The sequence below is a fragment of the Leisingera sp. SA32 genome (assembly GCF_056033425.1).
Genome location: NZ_JBVYHB010000004.1, coordinates 291,389 through 307,885, shown reverse-complemented (window position 1 = coordinate 307,885; position 16,497 = coordinate 291,389). Strand labels below are relative to the sequence as shown.

The 16,497-nt window shown below is 64.6% G+C and carries 12 protein-coding genes; 6 read left to right on the top strand and 6 right to left on the bottom strand.

What is annotated here, in order from left to right; all coding sequences use genetic code 11:
- The 3 genes from AC0IPL_RS08755 to hflX all read left to right on the top strand — a co-directional run bounded on the left by AC0IPL_RS08755 (window position 1) and on the right by hflX (window position 3,169).
- Window positions 1–1,536 carry a TrkH family potassium uptake protein gene (locus tag AC0IPL_RS08755; RefSeq protein WP_474273654.1) on the top strand — a complete coding sequence of 512 codons (1,536 nt, stop codon included), beginning with the start codon at window positions 1–3 and terminating at the stop codon, window positions 1,534–1,536.
- Between the two features lie 122 nt (window positions 1,537–1,658).
- Window positions 1,659–1,898, top strand: a complete 240-nt coding sequence (gene hfq / locus AC0IPL_RS08750; RefSeq protein WP_008204623.1) for an RNA chaperone Hfq — start codon at window positions 1,659–1,661, stop codon at window positions 1,896–1,898.
- A complete protein-coding gene (gene hflX, locus AC0IPL_RS08745; RefSeq protein ID WP_474273650.1) occupies window positions 1,898–3,169 on the top strand; it encodes a GTPase HflX in 1,272 nt (423 codons plus the stop codon). Before hfq ends, hflX begins: the two co-directional genes overlap by 1 nt.
- 58 nt (window positions 3,170–3,227) lie before the next feature.
- On the opposite strand, the gene AC0IPL_RS08740 is transcribed toward hflX, so the two are convergent.
- The gene (locus tag AC0IPL_RS08740) at window positions 3,228–5,723 is read right to left on the bottom strand and encodes a penicillin acylase family protein (protein ID WP_474273648.1); all 2,496 of its coding nucleotides are present in this window, start codon (window positions 5,721–5,723) and stop codon (window positions 3,228–3,230) included.
- A 116-nt stretch (window positions 5,724–5,839) separates the two neighbouring features.
- Here AC0IPL_RS08740 and AC0IPL_RS08735 point away from each other — a divergent pair, with 116 nt between their 5' ends.
- Window positions 5,840–6,712, top strand: a complete 873-nt coding sequence (locus AC0IPL_RS08735; RefSeq protein ID WP_474273646.1) for an NAD(P)-dependent oxidoreductase — start codon at window positions 5,840–5,842, stop codon at window positions 6,710–6,712.
- 113 nt (window positions 6,713–6,825) lie between these two features.
- Here the strand turns inward: AC0IPL_RS08735 and AC0IPL_RS08730 are convergent, their stop codons facing one another.
- Entirely contained in the window at window positions 6,826–7,401 is a 576-nt protein-coding gene (locus tag AC0IPL_RS08730; protein ID WP_474273644.1) for a lipid-binding SYLF domain-containing protein, read from the bottom strand.
- 137 nt (window positions 7,402–7,538) lie between these two features.
- Window positions 7,539–8,537, bottom strand: coding sequence for a porphobilinogen synthase (hemB, locus tag AC0IPL_RS08725; protein WP_474273641.1), 999 nt, complete (start codon window positions 8,535–8,537; stop codon window positions 7,539–7,541).
- A 198-nt stretch (window positions 8,538–8,735) separates the two neighbouring features.
- Between hemB and AC0IPL_RS08720 the strand changes: the two genes are divergently transcribed.
- On the top strand, window positions 8,736–9,257 hold the full coding sequence (locus AC0IPL_RS08720) for a component of SufBCD complex (RefSeq protein ID WP_474273639.1): 522 nt from the start codon (window positions 8,736–8,738) through the stop codon (window positions 9,255–9,257).
- 48 nt (window positions 9,258–9,305) lie between these two features.
- On the top strand, window positions 9,306–12,776 hold the full coding sequence (gene mfd, locus AC0IPL_RS08715; RefSeq protein WP_474273637.1) for a transcription-repair coupling factor: 3,471 nt from the start codon (window positions 9,306–9,308) through the stop codon (window positions 12,774–12,776).
- Between the two features lie 128 nt (window positions 12,777–12,904).
- On the opposite strand, the gene AC0IPL_RS08710 is transcribed toward mfd, so the two are convergent.
- The 3 genes from AC0IPL_RS08710 to AC0IPL_RS08700 form a co-directional block, all read right to left on the bottom strand.
- Entirely contained in the window at window positions 12,905–14,128 is a 1,224-nt protein-coding gene (locus AC0IPL_RS08710) for a multidrug effflux MFS transporter (protein ID WP_474273635.1), read from the bottom strand.
- Window positions 14,129–14,296: 168 nt separating this feature from the next.
- Entirely contained in the window at window positions 14,297–14,983 is a 687-nt protein-coding gene (locus tag AC0IPL_RS08705; RefSeq protein WP_474273632.1) for a DsbA family oxidoreductase, read from the bottom strand.
- Complete coding sequence (locus tag AC0IPL_RS08700) at window positions 14,980–16,491, bottom strand: class I adenylate-forming enzyme family protein (protein WP_474273630.1); 1,512 nt, start codon at window positions 16,489–16,491, stop codon at window positions 14,980–14,982. The genes AC0IPL_RS08705 and AC0IPL_RS08700 overlap by 4 nt, the downstream gene beginning before the upstream one ends.
- Window positions 16,492–16,497 lie beyond the last annotated feature (6 nt).

Genomic DNA, 16,497 nt, shown 5'->3' with positions numbered 1-16,497 from the left:
ATGCGCCGTTCCGTCAAAACCCCGGTCGGGGTGCTGCGGCTGCCGCTGTTTCTCTTGATCTGGGGCATCGCGTCACTGGCGATGTGGTTGCCGGCCTTTCACGCGCTGGTATTGGACGATCACCACACCTCGCGCAGTTTCTTCTACTCCGGCATCCTGGGGTTGATGCTGGTGGTGATGATCGGCCTGGCGCTGGGCAACAACGTGCCGCGCTACAGCATGACAGGACAGCTGTTGTCCTTGCTGGCGACGTTCACGGTGCTGCCGCTGTTTCTGGCCGTGCCGGTGCAGGACGCGCTGGTCAGCACCCATTATCTGAATGCCTATTTCGACATGGTCAGCGCCGTCACCACCACCGGCGCCGACATCTGGGCCAATCCTGCCCGTCTGCCGCCCAGTGTGCATCTGTGGCGGGCCATGGTCGGCTGGCTGGGTGGGCTGCTGATGTGGATCGCCGCCTCGGCGGTTCTGGCGCCGATGTCGCTGGGTGGGTTCGAGGTGACGGCCAAGGGCCAGCCGGGCGGCGGCACCGCTGCGCCCGCGCATATGGAAAAGGCCGATCCGCGCCGCCAGCTGGTGCTGGTCACCCGCACCCTGACGCCGGTGTATGCCGGGCTGACGCTGGTGCTGTGGGTGCTGTTGATGATCACCGGCGAACAGGCGCTGACCGGGCTCAGCCATGCGATGTCGGTGATGGCAACCTCCGGTATCTCGGCCAGCGGCGGTGTGGAGCGGGCCGGCAGCGGGCTGGCGGGCGAAATGGTCATGTTCCTGTTCATGTTCTTTGCGCTGTCGCGACTGACCTTCTCCAGCGATACGGTGACATCTGGTCAGGGGCGGCTGGATAAGGATCCGGAGTTTCGCACCGGGCTGTTGATTGTCTTCGGGGTTCCGCTGCTGCTGTTTCTGCGCCATTGGGTGGCCGCCTATGAAGTCAACGCGGGCAAGGATATGGCGCTGGCGCTGCGGGCGCTGTGGGGGACGGTGTTCACGGTTCTGTCGTTCCTGTCCACCACCGGTTTTGAAAGCGCGCATTGGCAGGCCGCGCGGGAATGGTCCGGGCTGGAGACGCCGGGGATGATCCTGCTGGGGCTGGCGGTGTTCGGCGGCGGCGTGGCTACTACCGCGGGCGGGGTCAAGCTGCTGCGGGTTTATGCGCTGTACCTCAACGGCCTGCGCGAGATGGAACGGTTGGTGCATCCCAGTTCTGTCAGCGGCGAGGGCGACCGGACGCGGCGGCTGCAGAAGAACGGTGCCTTTGTGGCCTGGCTGTTCTTCATGCTGTTTGCCCTGTCGTTGGCGGTGATCAGCACGGCGCTGGCGGCGGTGGGGTCGGATTTCGAGCAATCGCTGGTGTTGGCCATTGCGGCCCTGTCCACAACCGGTCCGCTGACCGAAGCCGCCGCCAGCGAACCGATCGTGCTGACCCTTCTGACCACTCCGGCCAAGCTGATCCTGTGCTTTGCGATGGTGCTGGGGCGTCTGGAGACGCTGGCCTTCATCGCGCTGCTGTCGCCAAATCTGTGGCGCAGCTGAGCCGGGGCAGGGCCAGGGCGCGTTTTTTATGGTGGAAACTTGCCAAATCTGCGTTCATAATCAGATGCAACATGCGTGCTGGTCCGCAGGGCGCTGCAAGAACAAAGGCGAGATAATAAAAAATGGCTTCGGACAGACAGAATCTTCAGGATGCCTTCCTGAATCACGTTCGCAAAACCAAGGTTCCGGTTACAATATTTCTGATCAACGGGGTCAAATTGCAGGGTGTTATCACCTGGTTCGACAATTTCTGCGTGCTGCTGCGCCGCGACGGACAGTCGCAGCTGGTCTACAAACACGCGATTTCGACCATCATGCCGGCCCAGCCGATCAGCCTCTATGAGGGTGAAGACGCCTCTTGATGGAACATGACAGGAAGCGCACCCGCGCCTGGGTGCTGCATCCGGAAATCAAGTCAGACAGCGGGCGCCGCGATGCCGCCCCCGCACTGGAAGAGGCCGTTGCCCTGGCAGCGGCATTGCCCGATCTGGATGCGATCGGATCTACCGTCGTGCGCCTGCCAAAGGCGCATGCCGGTATGTTGTTCGGCTCGGGCAAGATCGAAGAGCTGGCAGACCTTTTCAAACAAAACGAGATTGAGCTGGTCCTGATCGACGGGCCGGTGTCCCCCGTCCAGCAGCGCAACCTGGAAAAGGCTTGGAAGGTCAAGATCCTCGACCGCACCGGGCTGATCCTCGAAATCTTCTCGGACCGGGCGGCAACCCGCGAAGGCGTGTTGCAGGTGGAAATGGCGGCGCTCAGCTATCAGCGCACCCGGCTGGTGCGGGCCTGGACACACTTGGAACGGCAGCGCGGTGGTTTGGGATTTGTCGGCGGACCCGGCGAAACCCAGATCGAGGCGGACCGGCGCGCCATTGATGATCAGCTGGTGCGGCTGCGCCGCCAGCTGGACAAAGTGGTGAAAACCCGGACCCTGCACCGCGCCTCGCGGGCCAAGGTGCCATATCCGATCGTGGCGCTGGTGGGTTATACCAATGCTGGCAAATCCACCCTGTTCAACCGGTTGACTGGCGCCGAGGTGATGGCCAAGGACATGCTGTTTGCGACCTTGGATCCGACTATGCGCCGGGTGCAGATCCCCGACGGGCCGGAGGTGATCCTGTCCGACACCGTGGGCTTCATCTCGGATCTGCCGACGGAATTGGTCGCCGCCTTCCGCGCCACTTTGGAAGAGGTGCTGGCCGCGGATGTGGTCCTGCATGTGCGCGACATCAGCCATGATGAGAGCGAGCAGCAGGCCGAAGACGTGGAGGCAATTTTGGCCTCGCTGGGGGTGGAGGAAAACCGCGCCCGCATTGAGGTCTGGAACAAGCTCGATCAGTTGCCACAGGAGGAGGCCGAAGCGCGCCGCCAGCGCGCCGCGCGCGAGGAGGGGATCCATGCGATTTCCGCACTGACCGGCGAGGGGCTGGATGGGCTTCTGACGGATATTGCCGAGCAGCTGCAAGGCGTGCGCCACGAAGAACTGCTGCAGCTCAGCTTTGCCCAGGGCAAGCAACGCGCCTGGTTGTTCAAGCAGGATCTGGTTCAGAAAGAGGAGCAGACCGATAGCGGCTTTGACATTACCGTGCTGTGGACCGACCGGCAGAAGACGCGGTATCTAAAACTGTAACGCCGCCGGAACTTTACTGGAAAACGGGCGCTTTGGCGCCCGTTTTGGTGTTGTGGCCTCAGTCTCTGGGGACGATCCTGGTGATCCCCACTGCGGCTGCGCGGGCCAGGTCTTCATCCAGCGACATCGGGATGTATTCCCCCCGCCGCCACAGCTGCGCCATGTCGTCATAGTAACGCGATAGCGGGTGGCCGGACTGGCCGGTGGAGGTGATGAACACGGAACTGTCGGGATCGGCAAAATCATAGACGCCGCGATAGCCGGCCGCATGCACGTTGTGGAATGGGTCGGGATCGCGGCCGGAGGTCTTGCCGCGCTGCAGGGTATTGTCGCTGCCACTGGTGGATTGGCGGATGTTCACGAAATAGCGCAGCACCGGAACCTCTCCCAGCACCGGGTGGTCCTGCGTGGCCTGGTGCGCGTCGCCCCAGCGCAGCGATTCCAGCGCCGTGCCATAGCGTTCCGCGATCCAGACCAACGCGTCGTCCAGGGCCAGCCGGGCCATGTCCTCGCAGGTCTCCTTTGGTGCGCTCTGGCGGACATCACACCAGACAGCGGCCCCGTCGATATTGCGGTAGACACGTTCGATGAACAGCGGCTCCACATGGCGAAAGCTCTTGGCCAGTGGTCCCAGCTCGTCGGTGATTAGACGTGCCTGCAACGCGCGCAGCCAGGCGGCATAGATCAGCGGCTCCGGCAGGTGCTCGTTCATCTCGCCGTTCCATTCCGACAGCAGCGACAGGGCGATCTGGCGTTGCCGTTCCGGCGTTCCGGCAGGGGCCGCTTCGCCGGTGAACCACAGGTTGGCACCGATCAGCGGCAGCAGGCTGCGGGCAGTGTAGGACACGGTGTCCAACTGCGCCTCGATGAAGCTGTCGCGGGTGTGGACCGCACGCGTCTGCATCAGCTTTTGCCAGCGGTGAATGCGCTGCGTGTCGCCCCAGTCAAAGGACATGTGCTCAGGGAAGGGGCGGTCCAGCACCTTGTTGTTGGTGTTGCCCAGAATGCCACCGGCGGGGGCGATGTATTCAGGGTTGTTCGAATAGGGCGCGCGACCCTGCCAGCGGTTCTCCGGGCGCCAGCCTTGGCTGGGCATCCGGCCGCGGCTTTGATGAGCGGCGTCACGTTGCGGAAAGGCGCCGACGGTCTTCAGGGCGATGGTGTCGTGGTCAACCAGCGTCAAATTTTGCGATGGGGCGACGAAGTCTTCGCCGACGGTGATGGCCTCCGTGACGGAGGTGCTTCGCATCAGGGCCAGGGCAGCCGTTATCGAGGTGTCGCGGGGGCTGAGCGCCGTCCAGCCGAGCGACACCACATGGCCGGGCGGGGTGATCTCAGCCAGGTTGAACAGCGAGCCGGGCAGCACCGGCCCGTTGTCGGTCCAACGCAGGGTCAGGGTGACGGGCGGCTGGTCCTTGATCTTGATGATCGAGGGGCGGGTGATGAACTCCTTGTAGCCATCAATGGCCTGATATTCCTGTGGGTTGTCCGGGTTCAGCCGTTCGATGAACAGATCCTGGTCATCGAGGTAGGAGGACGTCACCCCCCAGCCCAGGGCATCCGAGCGGCCACTGATTACGGCCGGGATGCCGGGGATGGTGCCGCCGATCACGGCGCCGGTGCCGAGTTCCAGCCGGGCCAGATACCAGACGCCGGGGGCGGTCAGGCCAAGGTGCGGGTCGTTGGCCAGCAGGGTGCCACCGGCAGCCGAACGGCTGGGCGCGGCGGCCCAGGCATTGGACGCCCCGGCCAGCCCGCGCGGTGCGCTCGGAAACAACAGGCTGTCCTCAGCCGGGCTGGTTCGCGTGGCTTGGCGCGACTCGGGCGCGGCCAGATCCGCGCCGGGGACCAGCGCGGCGTATTCCGGCAGTGCGGTCAGCCCGGTGCCGGGGGCATCGGGCAGAATATCGCGCAGCCGGTCATCTTCCCGCAGCGCCAGAGAGGTGCGGGCGCGCAGGATTTCCTCTTGCATGTGGCCGGAGAGCTGAACGGCCATCAGTTTCATCACGGCAATGCTGTCCGCAGGCTGCCAGGGAGCCATCGGCATGTTGAACAGGAACATCTCCGGCGCGCCGCGCCCCAGGGCATTCTCGTTGATTTCCTGGAGCCGGGCGTTAACCCCGGCCGCATAGGCCCGCAGCGCGGCCATGGCTTCTGGCGACTGCACCTCCAGGGACTGCTGCGCCAGCCGGTAGAGATCCAGTCGCCGCAGATAGGTGTCGGTCTCGACCGTGCGTGCGCCAAAGACCTCTGACAGGCGGCCTTGCGCGGTGCGGCGCATCACGGCCATCTGCCACAGCCGGTCTTGTGCGTGGGCATAGCCGAGACCGAAGTAGACGCTGTCGTCGCTGGCGCCGAAACTGCCGAAGATATGCGGCACGTTGGCGTTGTCCCGCACGATTTCAACCGGCGAGCTGAGGCCGGGGAGGGCAATCTCCTTGTCGTAGTCGGGCAGCGATTGAGACGCCAGGTAATACGCCAGGGCAATGGCCAGCACGCTCAACAGGATGAGGCCGGCGCTCAGGCGCAGAAGCCAGCGAAAGAGATGTCGCATCAAAAGTGTTTTTCCGGTTCTTTTTTGTCAAATCCGGCCGTCGGCAGATTGCACGCGTGAGTCCGGGTGGTAGGGTCGGCGCCAACATATGCGAAGACTGAACAGGGGAAAAGCACATGGCGAAAATCGCGTTTCTGGGTCTGGGTGTGATGGGCTATCCGATGGCGGGCCACTTGCAGGCGGCGGGCCATACGGTCACCGTTTACAACCGCACCACCGCCAAGGCCGAGGCCTGGGCGAAAGAGCACGGCGGCGCGTTTGCCACCACGCCCCGTGCGGCGGCCGAGGGCGCCGAGTTCGTGATGGCCTGCGTTGGCAATGACGATGATTTGCGGGCGGTCTGCCTGGGCGATGAGGGCGCCTTTGCCGGTCTGGCGTCAGGTTCGGTGTTCGTCGATCACACCACGGTGTCGGCCAAGGTCACCGCGGAGCTTTATGCCGCGGCGGCGCAGGCGGGCATTGCCTTTGTCGATGCGCCGATTTCCGGTGGCCAGGCTGGGGCCGAGGGCGGCGTCCTGTCGGTGATGTGCGGCGGCGACCAGAATGCCTATGCGCGGGCCGAGCCAGTCATGGACGCCTACGCCCGCATCTGCCGCCGGATCGGCGGCAGCGGCGCGGGCCAGAAGACCAAGATGTGCAACCAGATCGCCATTGCCGGTCTGGTCCAGGGGCTGAGCGAGGCGCTGCATTTTGCCGAGAAGGCGGGTCTGGACGGGCGCGCGGTGGTCGAGGTGATCAGCCAGGGCGCCGCAGGCAGCTGGCAGATGGCAAATCGCTATGAGACGATGCTGGACGATCATTTCGAGCATGGGTTTGCCGTGGACTGGATGCGCAAGGATCTGGGCATTTGTCTCGACGCGGCGGACGAGACCGGCGCCAGCCTGCCGGTGACTGCGCTGGTCGATCAGTTCTACAAGGATGTGCAGAAGATGGGTGGCGGCCGTTGGGATACGTCGTCATTGTTCAAACGGCTGCGTGAACTGGGCTGAGCGCGCGCAAAAAATGGCCTTTCCACATGGAAAGGCCATGCCTCCGGCGGCAGTATTTCTGACCAGAAAGAAACTGGGTCCGCTTAAAATCTGCGACCCCGGGTCTGGTGGGGTCAGGGGATGATGCGGGTGTATTTGGTGCCTTCCACCGTGGCCCCGATGCGAAACCCTGCCTGTCCAAACACCACCGCCAGCACCGGCGATGTCAGTGTGTTGGTGTCGGCGGTGACGGATTCGCCTTCGTTGTTGGCCACGGCTTCGATGTCGGCACCGGCCACCCAGCCGCTGGAGCGGCGGAATTCGGCCAGCGCCTTTGGGGTCATGAAGAACAGCACATGCGAGTGCTGCTGCGCCCCAAGCTGTAGCCCGGCGTTGCCCTTGATGGCGGAGTAATAGTCTACTGTCGCGCCGTCGATGCGCAGTACCCCGCGGCCATAGGCGCCGCCCAGCATGAAGCCTGCCTCTGTCACCAGGGGCATGATCAACATGCCGCTGGCCTTGTTCGCGAGGGTGCGGGTGTTGGGGTATTGGCTGTACATCTGCCGCAGGGTGGCATCGGCGCGGGCATCAATCACCGCGCCGTTGTTGCTGCCGATACCATTGCCGCAGGCGGCGGTGACGCCGGTGGCGGCCAATGCGCCGAGGGCAAAGCCGCGACGGGTCAGGGTGGAAGAGGAAAAGCTGCTCATTTTCTTGGGTGCCTGTAATGGTTTGTGCCATGGCCGGTTGGCTCCGGCTCTGGCGCGGTTATACGCGGAAAACCGCTGGCTGTCATCTGCCGCGCGGGACGGGGTGGCGGCTTCTTGCTGAGGCCTGCGCGACGCGTTCAGCCGTTCAACAGCCGCGCGGCCTCAGGCGCGAAATAGGTGAGCACGCCGTTGCAACCTGCGCGTTTGAAGGCCATCAGGCTCTCCATCATCACCTGTTCGCCGTTGATCCAGCCGTTCTGGGCCGCGGCCTGGATCATCGCGTATTCGCCTGACACCTGATAGGCAAAGGTTGGCACGCCAAAGGTTGTTTTCACCCGCTGACAGATGTCCAGATAGGCGATGCCGGGCTTGACCATCACCATGTCGGCGCCCTCCATCAGATCGCGTTCGATCAGCCGCAGCGCCTCGTCGCTGTTGGCGGGGTCCATCTGATAGGTTTTCTTGTCGCCCTTCAGCGCCCCAGATGCCCCCACCGCATCGCGGAACGGGCCATAGTAGCCGGATGCGTATTTGGCCGCGTAGGACAGGATCGTCACGTTGGCATGGCCCGCCTGCTCCAACGCGCGGCGCATGGCGCCGATGCGGCCGTCCATCATGTCGGATGGGCCGATGATGTCGGCGCCCGCTTCGGCCTGGGCCAGCGTCATTTTGACCAAGGCCTCTACCGTGGCGTCATTGACGATCTCGCCGTCGACCACATAGCCGTCATGGCCATCGATGTTATAGGGGTCCAGCGCAACATCGGTCATCACCGCGATGTCCGGCGCCGCCTGCTTGATCGCGCGGATGGCGCGGTTGGTGAGGTTGTCAGGGTTCCAGGCCTCGGCGCAGTCCTGGGTCTTCAACGAGGCGTCGGTATAGGGAAACAGGCAGATCGCCGGAATCCCCAGCGCCTGTGCCTCGGCGGCGGCCTCGGCCACTTTGTCGACCGAGCGGCGTGTGACGCCGGGCATCGAGGCAATCGGCTCCTGCTCGCCTTCACCATCGCGCACGAAGACCGGCCAGATCAGATCGCCGCTGGTCAGGGTGTTCTCGCGCACCAGGTCGCGGAGGGGCTGGCTGGCGCGGGTGCGGCGCAGGCGGGCGGCGGGAAAGGGCGCAACGGTAGGCTTCATGGCGGTCTCTCAGGTTGATTGGCCCATGGGTGACATACCTGCGCAGGGCGCACAAGCGGCAGTGCGTTTGCGGTGCCGTTTCGCCGCGACGCAGAAGTTATGCGATCCATGGTCTTGCCTGTGCGCGCCGGGCGGTTGATATAGGGCCGGTTGACGCAATATCGGCCCGATTGTCCGCGGCCGCAGAAGGGGGCTGGCGTGGATCTGCTTCAGATTATCTACGAGATGATTGAGCTGCGGTCGTTTTCCAACCTGTGGTACTGGATCGCGCTGGCGGTGCTGTGGTCCTCGGCCAGCCATTGGATCCTTGGCGTGCCCTACGACATGGTGCACCGCGCGGCGCGCAACGGCGGCCAGGCGGAGCGCGATCTGGAGGATATCACGCGGGTCAACGTCAACCGGCTGATCTATATCGCCGACGTCTCCGGCCCCTGGCTGGTGGCGCTGTCGTGTTTCCTGTTGACCGGGCTGGCGATGCTGGGGTTCGGCTATTATCTGGAGATCGCGCAGGCGGTATTCCTGCTGTTGTTTCCCATGGCGGTGGTCAGCCTGATCTCCTTTGCCACCGCCCGGCGCATTGTGCGCGACGCGGCCAGTGGCCAGGCCTTGCGGCGGCGGTTGGCGTTCTGTCGACTGTATGTGCAGATGGTCGGGGTTGTCGCGATCATCACGACGGCCTTTTGGGGCATGTATCAAAACCTGACAATCGGCGCATTTTGATCCGCGCCCGACGCCGGGCAGGACAGGTGGCTTGAAGAGGAATGTGGCATGGCACAGCGAGCAATCACCATGGGCGGCGCGCCCGAGGGCTTTGATGCCCGGCTGATCCTGAAAGAGGTGCAGACCTCCGGCGCGCCGCTGCTGCACGTCGCGCGCGACGACAAGCGGATGGAGGCGATGCGGGCGGCGCTTGCCTTTTTCGCGCCTGAGATGCCGGTGTTTGTGTTTCCAGGCTGGGACTGCCTGCCTTATGACCGGGTGTCGCCCAATGCCGATATTTCCGCCGCCCGGATGGCGACGCTGGCGGCCCTGGTGCATCAGATGCCCACGCAATTCGTGCTGTTGACCACGCTGAACGCCGCCAGTCAGCGGCTGCCGGCGCGCTCTGTGCTGCGCGAGGCGGCCTTTACCGCCCGTGTCGGTGGTCGCGTGGATGAGGACGCGCTGCGCAAATTCCTGGTGCGCATGGGTTTTACCCAAAGCCCCACGGTGATGGAGCCGGGCGATTACGCCGTCCGCGGCGGTATCATCGACATCTTTCCACCCGGCGAAAGCGGCCCGGTGCGGCTGGACCTGTTCGGCGACGTGCTGGACGGTGCGCGCCGCTTTGACCCGGCGTCGCAGCGCACCACCGAAAAACTGGAGGTGGTGGAACTGGCACCGGTGTCGGAGGTCATTCTGGACGAGGCCGCAATCACCCGGTTCCGGCAGAACTACCGCATCGAATTTGGCGCCGCAGGCACCGATGATCCGCTGTATGAGGCGGTGAGCGCCGGGCGCAAGCACCAGGGCATCGAGCACTGGTTGCCGTTCTTTCACGAAAAGCTGGAGACGCTGTTCGACTATCTGCCGCAGGCGACGGTGACCTTGGACGACCAGGTGACACCGGCGCGGTTGGCACGCTGGGACACGATCGAGGACCAGTACCAGACCCGCAAGCACGCAATGGCGCAAAAGGGGCGGATCGACACGGTCTACAAACCGACACCGCCGGGGCTGCTGTACCTGGATGACGCGGCCTGGGAACGGGCGGTGGCAGACCAGCGCGTGGTGCAGCTGCATCCCCTGCCGCAGGCCTCTGGTCCCGGCACGGTGGATGCGGGCGGGCGCATCGGGCGCAACTTTGCACCGGAACGGCAACAGGAAAGCATCAGCCTTTTCGGGGCTTTGGCCGATCATATTAAGGCGCGCATGCAGACGGGCCCGGTGGTTGTGGCCTCTTACTCCGAAGGGGCACGCGAACGGTTGGCAGGGCTGATCGAGGACGAAGGCCTGGCCGAAGCGATCCCGGTGATGGATGGCACCCGCATCGGCAAATCTGGCCTGCACTTGGCGGTCTGGGCGCTGGAACACGGGTTCGAGGCGCCGGACATGACGGTGATTTCCGAGCAGGACGTGCTGGGTGACCGGCTGATCCGCGCGCCCAAGAAACGTCGCAAGGCAGAGAACTTCCTGACCGAAACCCAGTCGCTCAGCCCCGGCGATCTGGTGGTGCATGTGGACCACGGCATCGGCCGCTACAAGGGGCTGGAGGTGGTCACCGCCGCCGGTGCTGCGCATGAGTGCATCCTGCTGGAATATGCCGAAGAGGCGAAGCTGTACCTGCCGGTCGAAAACATCGAACTGCTGTCGAAATACGGCCATGACGAGGGCTTGCTGGACCGGTTGGGCGGCGGCGCGTGGCAGGCCAAGAAGGCCAAGCTCAAGGAACGCATCCGCGAGATGGCGGATAAGCTGATCCGCATCGCGGCCGAGCGCGCGTTGCGCAAGGCGCCGGTGATGGATCCGCCGCCGCACGCCTGGGAGGAATTCTCGGCCCGGTTCCCCTATCAGGAAACCGACGATCAGCTGCGCGCCATCGAGGATGTGATGGAGGATCTGCACTCCGGCCAGCCGATGGACCGGCTGATCTGCGGCGATGTGGGTTTTGGCAAGACCGAGGTCGCCATGCGCGCGGCCTTCGTGGCGGCCATGTCCGGCTTACAGGTTGCCGTGGTGGCGCCGACGACGCTGCTGGCTCGCCAGCACGCGGCGTCATTTGCCGAACGGTTCCGCGGGTTTCCGTTGCAGGTCAGGCAGTTGTCGCGGTTTGTTTCCACCAAGGAGGCCAGCCAGACCCGCGAAGGCTTGGCCAAGGGCACCGTTGACATCGTGGTGGGCACCCATGCAGTGCTGGCCAAGAACATCAAGTTCCAGAACCTCGGCCTGCTCATCATCGACGAAGAACAACACTTTGGCGTTGCCCACAAGGAGCGTCTGAAACAGCTGCGCAGCGACATCCATGTGCTGACGCTGACCGCAACGCCGATCCCGCGCACGCTTCAGCTGTCGCTGACCGGGGTGCGGGACCTGTCGATCATTGGCACCCCGCCGGTGGACCGGTTGGCGATCCGCACCTATGTCAGCGAGTTCGACGCGGTCACCATCCGCGAGGCGCTTTTGCGCGAGCACTACCGCGGCGGGCAAAGCTTCTATGTGGTGCCGCGCATCACCGATCTGCCGGACGTGGAGGAATTCCTGAAAGCGCAGCTGCCGGAGCTGACCTATGTCGTGGCGCACGGCCAAATGGCCGCCGGTGAGCTGGATGACCGGATGAACGCCTTTTACGACGGCAAATATGACGTGCTGCTGGCGACCACGATCGTGGAATCCGGCCTCGACATTCCCACCGCCAACACGATGGTGGTGCATCGCGCCGACATGTTCGGCCTGTCGCAGCTGTATCAGATCCGCGGCCGGGTCGGGCGCTCCAAGACCCGCGCCTATGCCTATCTGACCACCAAGCCGCGACAGCGACTGACACCCGCGGCGGAGAAACGCCTGCGGGTGCTGGGCTCGCTCGACACGCTGGGGGCGGGCTTTACCCTGGCGAGCCAGGATCTGGATATTCGGGGCGCCGGCAACCTGCTGGGCGAGGAACAGTCCGGCCAGATGCGCGATGTGGGGTATGAGCTGTACCAGTCGATGCTGGAGGAGGCGATTGCCAAGATCAAATCCGGCGAGACCGAGGGGCTGGCCGAGAGTGATGACCAATGGGCGCCGCAGATCAATCTCGGCGTGCCGGTCCTGATCCCCGAGGACTACGTGCCGGATCTGGACGTGAGGCTGGGCCTCTACCGCCGCCTGTCGTCGCTGTCTACCAAGGTCGAGCTGGAAGGCTTTGCCGCGGAACTGATCGACCGCTTTGGCAAGCTGCCCAAGGAGGTCAACACGCTGATGCTGGTGGTGCGGATCAAGGCGATGTGCAAACGCGCAGGCATCGCCAAGATGGACGGCGGCCCCAAGGGCGCGACGATCCAGTTCCACAACGACAGATTCGCCTCGCCGCAGGGGCTGGTGGAATTCATTCAGGCCCAGGACGGTCTGGCCAAGGTCAAGGACAACAAGATCGTTGTGCGTCGCGATTGGAAGAAGGACAGCGACAAGATCAAGGGAGCCTTTGCCATTGCCCGCGATCTGGCAGAGAAGGTGGTGGCCGAGAAGAAAAAGGCCAAGACCAAGGCCAAAGCCAAGACCTGAGGCGCACCGCGCGCGGTCGGCTTCCGGTCTCGGGTCTCAGGTTTGGGACGTTAGGCGGCCGCACACTGTCCACAGGGCGCGGGCCGTTGCCGTCAGGATTGTGTGGCGGTGATAGCCGCCGCGCCTGCCTATTCGGCGGGCAGCCGCGCCTCGACCCGCGCCATCCGCAGCATCAGCGCAAAGGCGAGGCAGGTCATCGTCAGCAGCCCGCTGGCCAGCGGCAGCAGCGTGCCGTTGAACAGCAGCCCCACCGGCGCGGCAATCGCAACCGCCAGCACGGTAGAAACCGCTCCGGTGACCGACGCGGCCATGCCGGCGATATGGCCCATCGGCTCCATCGCCATCGCATTGAGATTGCCCAAGGTGGTGCCTGCCAGAAAGAACACGCTGGTTTGCCAGGCCACGAACAGGCCGAACATCAGCGCCTGCGGCAGCGCCAGGTTGCTTAGCAGCAGCATTGAGGCGGAAAACGCGATCTGCGCGCCCAGCGACCATGTGACGATCCGGCGCATGCCAACCCTGACCACAATCGCCGCGTTCAACAAGCTGGCGCTGCCGGCCATCAACGCGACGAAGCCGAACCAGAACGGAAAGCTGGCGCCGCGGTCAAAAATCACGTCATAGACCTGCTGCACCATTGTCAGCATGGTGAACAGCATGCCAAGGCACAGCGTCTGGACCATGATCGACAGCCGCACGGAGGGGTGGGCGAACATTTCACGCACCGCCCCCATCAACAGCGGCAGGCGGAACGGGCGACGGTTCTGCGTCGGCAGGGTTTCCGGCAGGCGCAGCCCCATCCAGGCGATGATCACCAGCGCAAACAGGCTGAACGCCAGGAAAATGGCGCGCCAGCTGGACACCGCTATGATCCCGGCCCCCAACATCGGCGCGATGGCGGGCACCAAGGTAAAGATCATCATCGCGATCGACATGATCCGCGCCATCTCGCGGCCCGCGAACAGGTCGCGCACAATTGCCAGACCGACCACACGCGGTCCGGCCGCCCCCAGCCCCATCACCACGCGCGACACCAGCAGAAGTTCCAGCGATTCCGCCCGCCAGGCCACGAGTGCTGCCGCAATATACAGCACGGCACCGCCCGCAATCACCCGTTTGCGCCCCAGCGCGTCGGACAGCGGACCGGTGAAAAACGTGCCCAATCCCATGCCCAGCACAAAGGCCGTCAGCACCAATTGGGCGCGGTTGATGTCACCGGGGCTGAGCGTCTGGCCGATCTCAGGCAAGGCGGGCAGCATTGCGTCGATGGAAAAGGCAATGGTGGCAAACATCATCGCAATCAGGGCGATGAACTCGGCTTTGGAAAGGCCGGGCTTGGCGGAAATAGTCATCTGAAACCTCTAACGGGGCAGCAGGCGGCGCCGGGGATCGGGGCCGGTCTGCGTACCGTTCAGTTCCGCTAGCACGGATGCCGAAAACGGGCCAGAGCCCGGTTGCACAAAGCACTGTGCATTGTTGCGATGCTAAGCATTTTATCGCCGCCGCGAGAGACCGTGCCTTTACGGCGCCTCAGCCGGACCGTGGCCGTCGGCGGCATCCGTCCCTGACAACTGCTGTTGCAGGTCTGCGATGACCTGTTTCCACAGCTCCGGCGGTTGCGCACCGGGGACGGCGTGCTGATTGGCGACGATGAAGGTCGGCACCGAGCTCACCCCCATCTTGCGCGAATGGGCGTCGCGGTTCCGGATCTCTTCGACATCGCTGTCCCCCTCCAGTAACCGCTGAATGGCGGCGCCATCCAGGCCTGCATCGCTGGCGATTTCCACCAAAACGCTGTGATCGCCGATGTCCCGGGCCTTGACGAAATAGGCGTCGAACAGGGCGTCCACGATCTCAGTCTGCTTACCTTCGATTCCGGCCCAATGGATCAGACGGTGGGCGTCCAGCGTATTCGGTGTGCGTTTCATCGCCTCGAAGTTGATCGACAGCCCCGCCTGTTCGGCGTGCTGCACCACCGGCGCATAGGCCTTCACCGCGCCTTCCTTGCCACCGAACTTGCGCTCCAGATAGTCGCGCCGGTCCATCCCGCCGCGCGGCATGTCCGGGTTCAGCTGGAAAGGGTGCCATTCGATGACAAATGGATGGTCAGGGATGTCTGCCAGCGCCTTGTCCAGATGGGTTTTGCCGATATAGCACCAGGGGCAGATCGGGTCGGACAGAATGTCGAGTTTGACAGGGGTCATCATGTGCTTCCTTTGAACAGGGCGGGCAGGGCGCGGCGCAGCAGTTTTCCGTTGGCGCCTGCGGGCAGGCTGTCCAGGTGGACATAGGCGCGGGGCTGCTTGTAGCGCGCCAGTCGGGCAGAGGCAAAGGCGTCCAGCGCGGCATCGCTCAATTCTTCGGGACCGGTATAGAAGGCGGCGATGATCTGCACGCCGGGCTTGATCTCAATCGCCGCGACGGCCACCTGGCTGACGCCCGGGTGGGCGGCCAGTGCTGTCTCCACCTCGATCGGGGAGACCCGGTAGCCGCCGGCGTTCATCATGTCGTCGCCGCGCCCGGCATAGCGGATCTGCCCGTCCGGCTCCATCACGCCCAGATCGCCGGTCCGGAACCAATCGCCCTGGAAACGTGCCGCAGTGTCACCCTCGGCGTTGAGGTAGCCCAACATCAGGCCCGGGTCGCTGCGGTGAATGGCGATGGTGCCGGTCTCGCCCCGTGGCACCGGGCCGTCGGGCCCCAGGATGGCCACCCTACGCCCTGGCTGCGGTTGCCCCAGCGTACCGTCACGCGCCGGGCTGGCCGGGCTTGAGGAAATGAAGGTCGAACACTCCGACATGCCAAAAGCCTCGTGCAGCGGGCGGTTGGTTGCGGACTGCCAGTCGGCGTGCAGCGGGGCGGTCAGCTTTTCACCTGCGCAAAGCCCGTGCCGCAAATCGGGCAACGGCGGCAGGCCCGCCTGCAACAGTTTGCGGTAGACACCGGGGGCGGCGGCAAAGAGGCTGGCGCGGTGCTGACGCAGCAACTGGGGCAGCGCCTCGGGCGGGGTGCCGGGGGCGGGAACCAGGGCCGTGGCTCCCGCCGCCCACGGGTCCATCAGGCCGGTGCCCAGGGTGAATGTCCAGTTGAAGGCACCCGCGTGCAGCAGCCTGTCCGAGGCGCGCAGATCGTACCAGCCTTTGACCATCATCTGCCGTGCCCAGACCGCGCGATGGGCATGTGCCACGGCGCGCGGATTTCCGCTGGTGCCGGAGGTGAAGACCACATAGGCCAACCGGTCCGGGCTGCCCAGAGCGTAGTCACAGGGGGGCAGATCGAACATCGCCGCGAGGTCTTCGCTGGCGATCTGGCCGGGGTGACTCGCACAGGGCACCGCCGCGTCGCGCAACACCGCGACCGGGTTCAAGTCTGCGATCATGCGTGCGGTCTCTGGCTCTGTCAGCTGGGCAGATGTCGGTACCGGCACCAGCCCGGCCGCAATTGCACCGAGGTAGGCAATGGGAAACTCCACCGTATTGCCCAGCCGCATCAGAACCAGATCCCCCGGGCGCAGACCGGCCCGCAGCAGGCCGGTGCCGGTGCCGCGCACCGCAGCCTGCAGCCGGGCATAGCTCCAGTCATCACTGGCTGCGCCGTCGAGGATCGACAGCGCGGTCTTGTCCGGTTGCATCCCGGCGTGGCGCAGCACATGCGCGGCCATGTTGAAGGGCGCTGGGCGGGGCGCGGCAACTGGAGTGTCGGAAATGGACAGCATGGCACT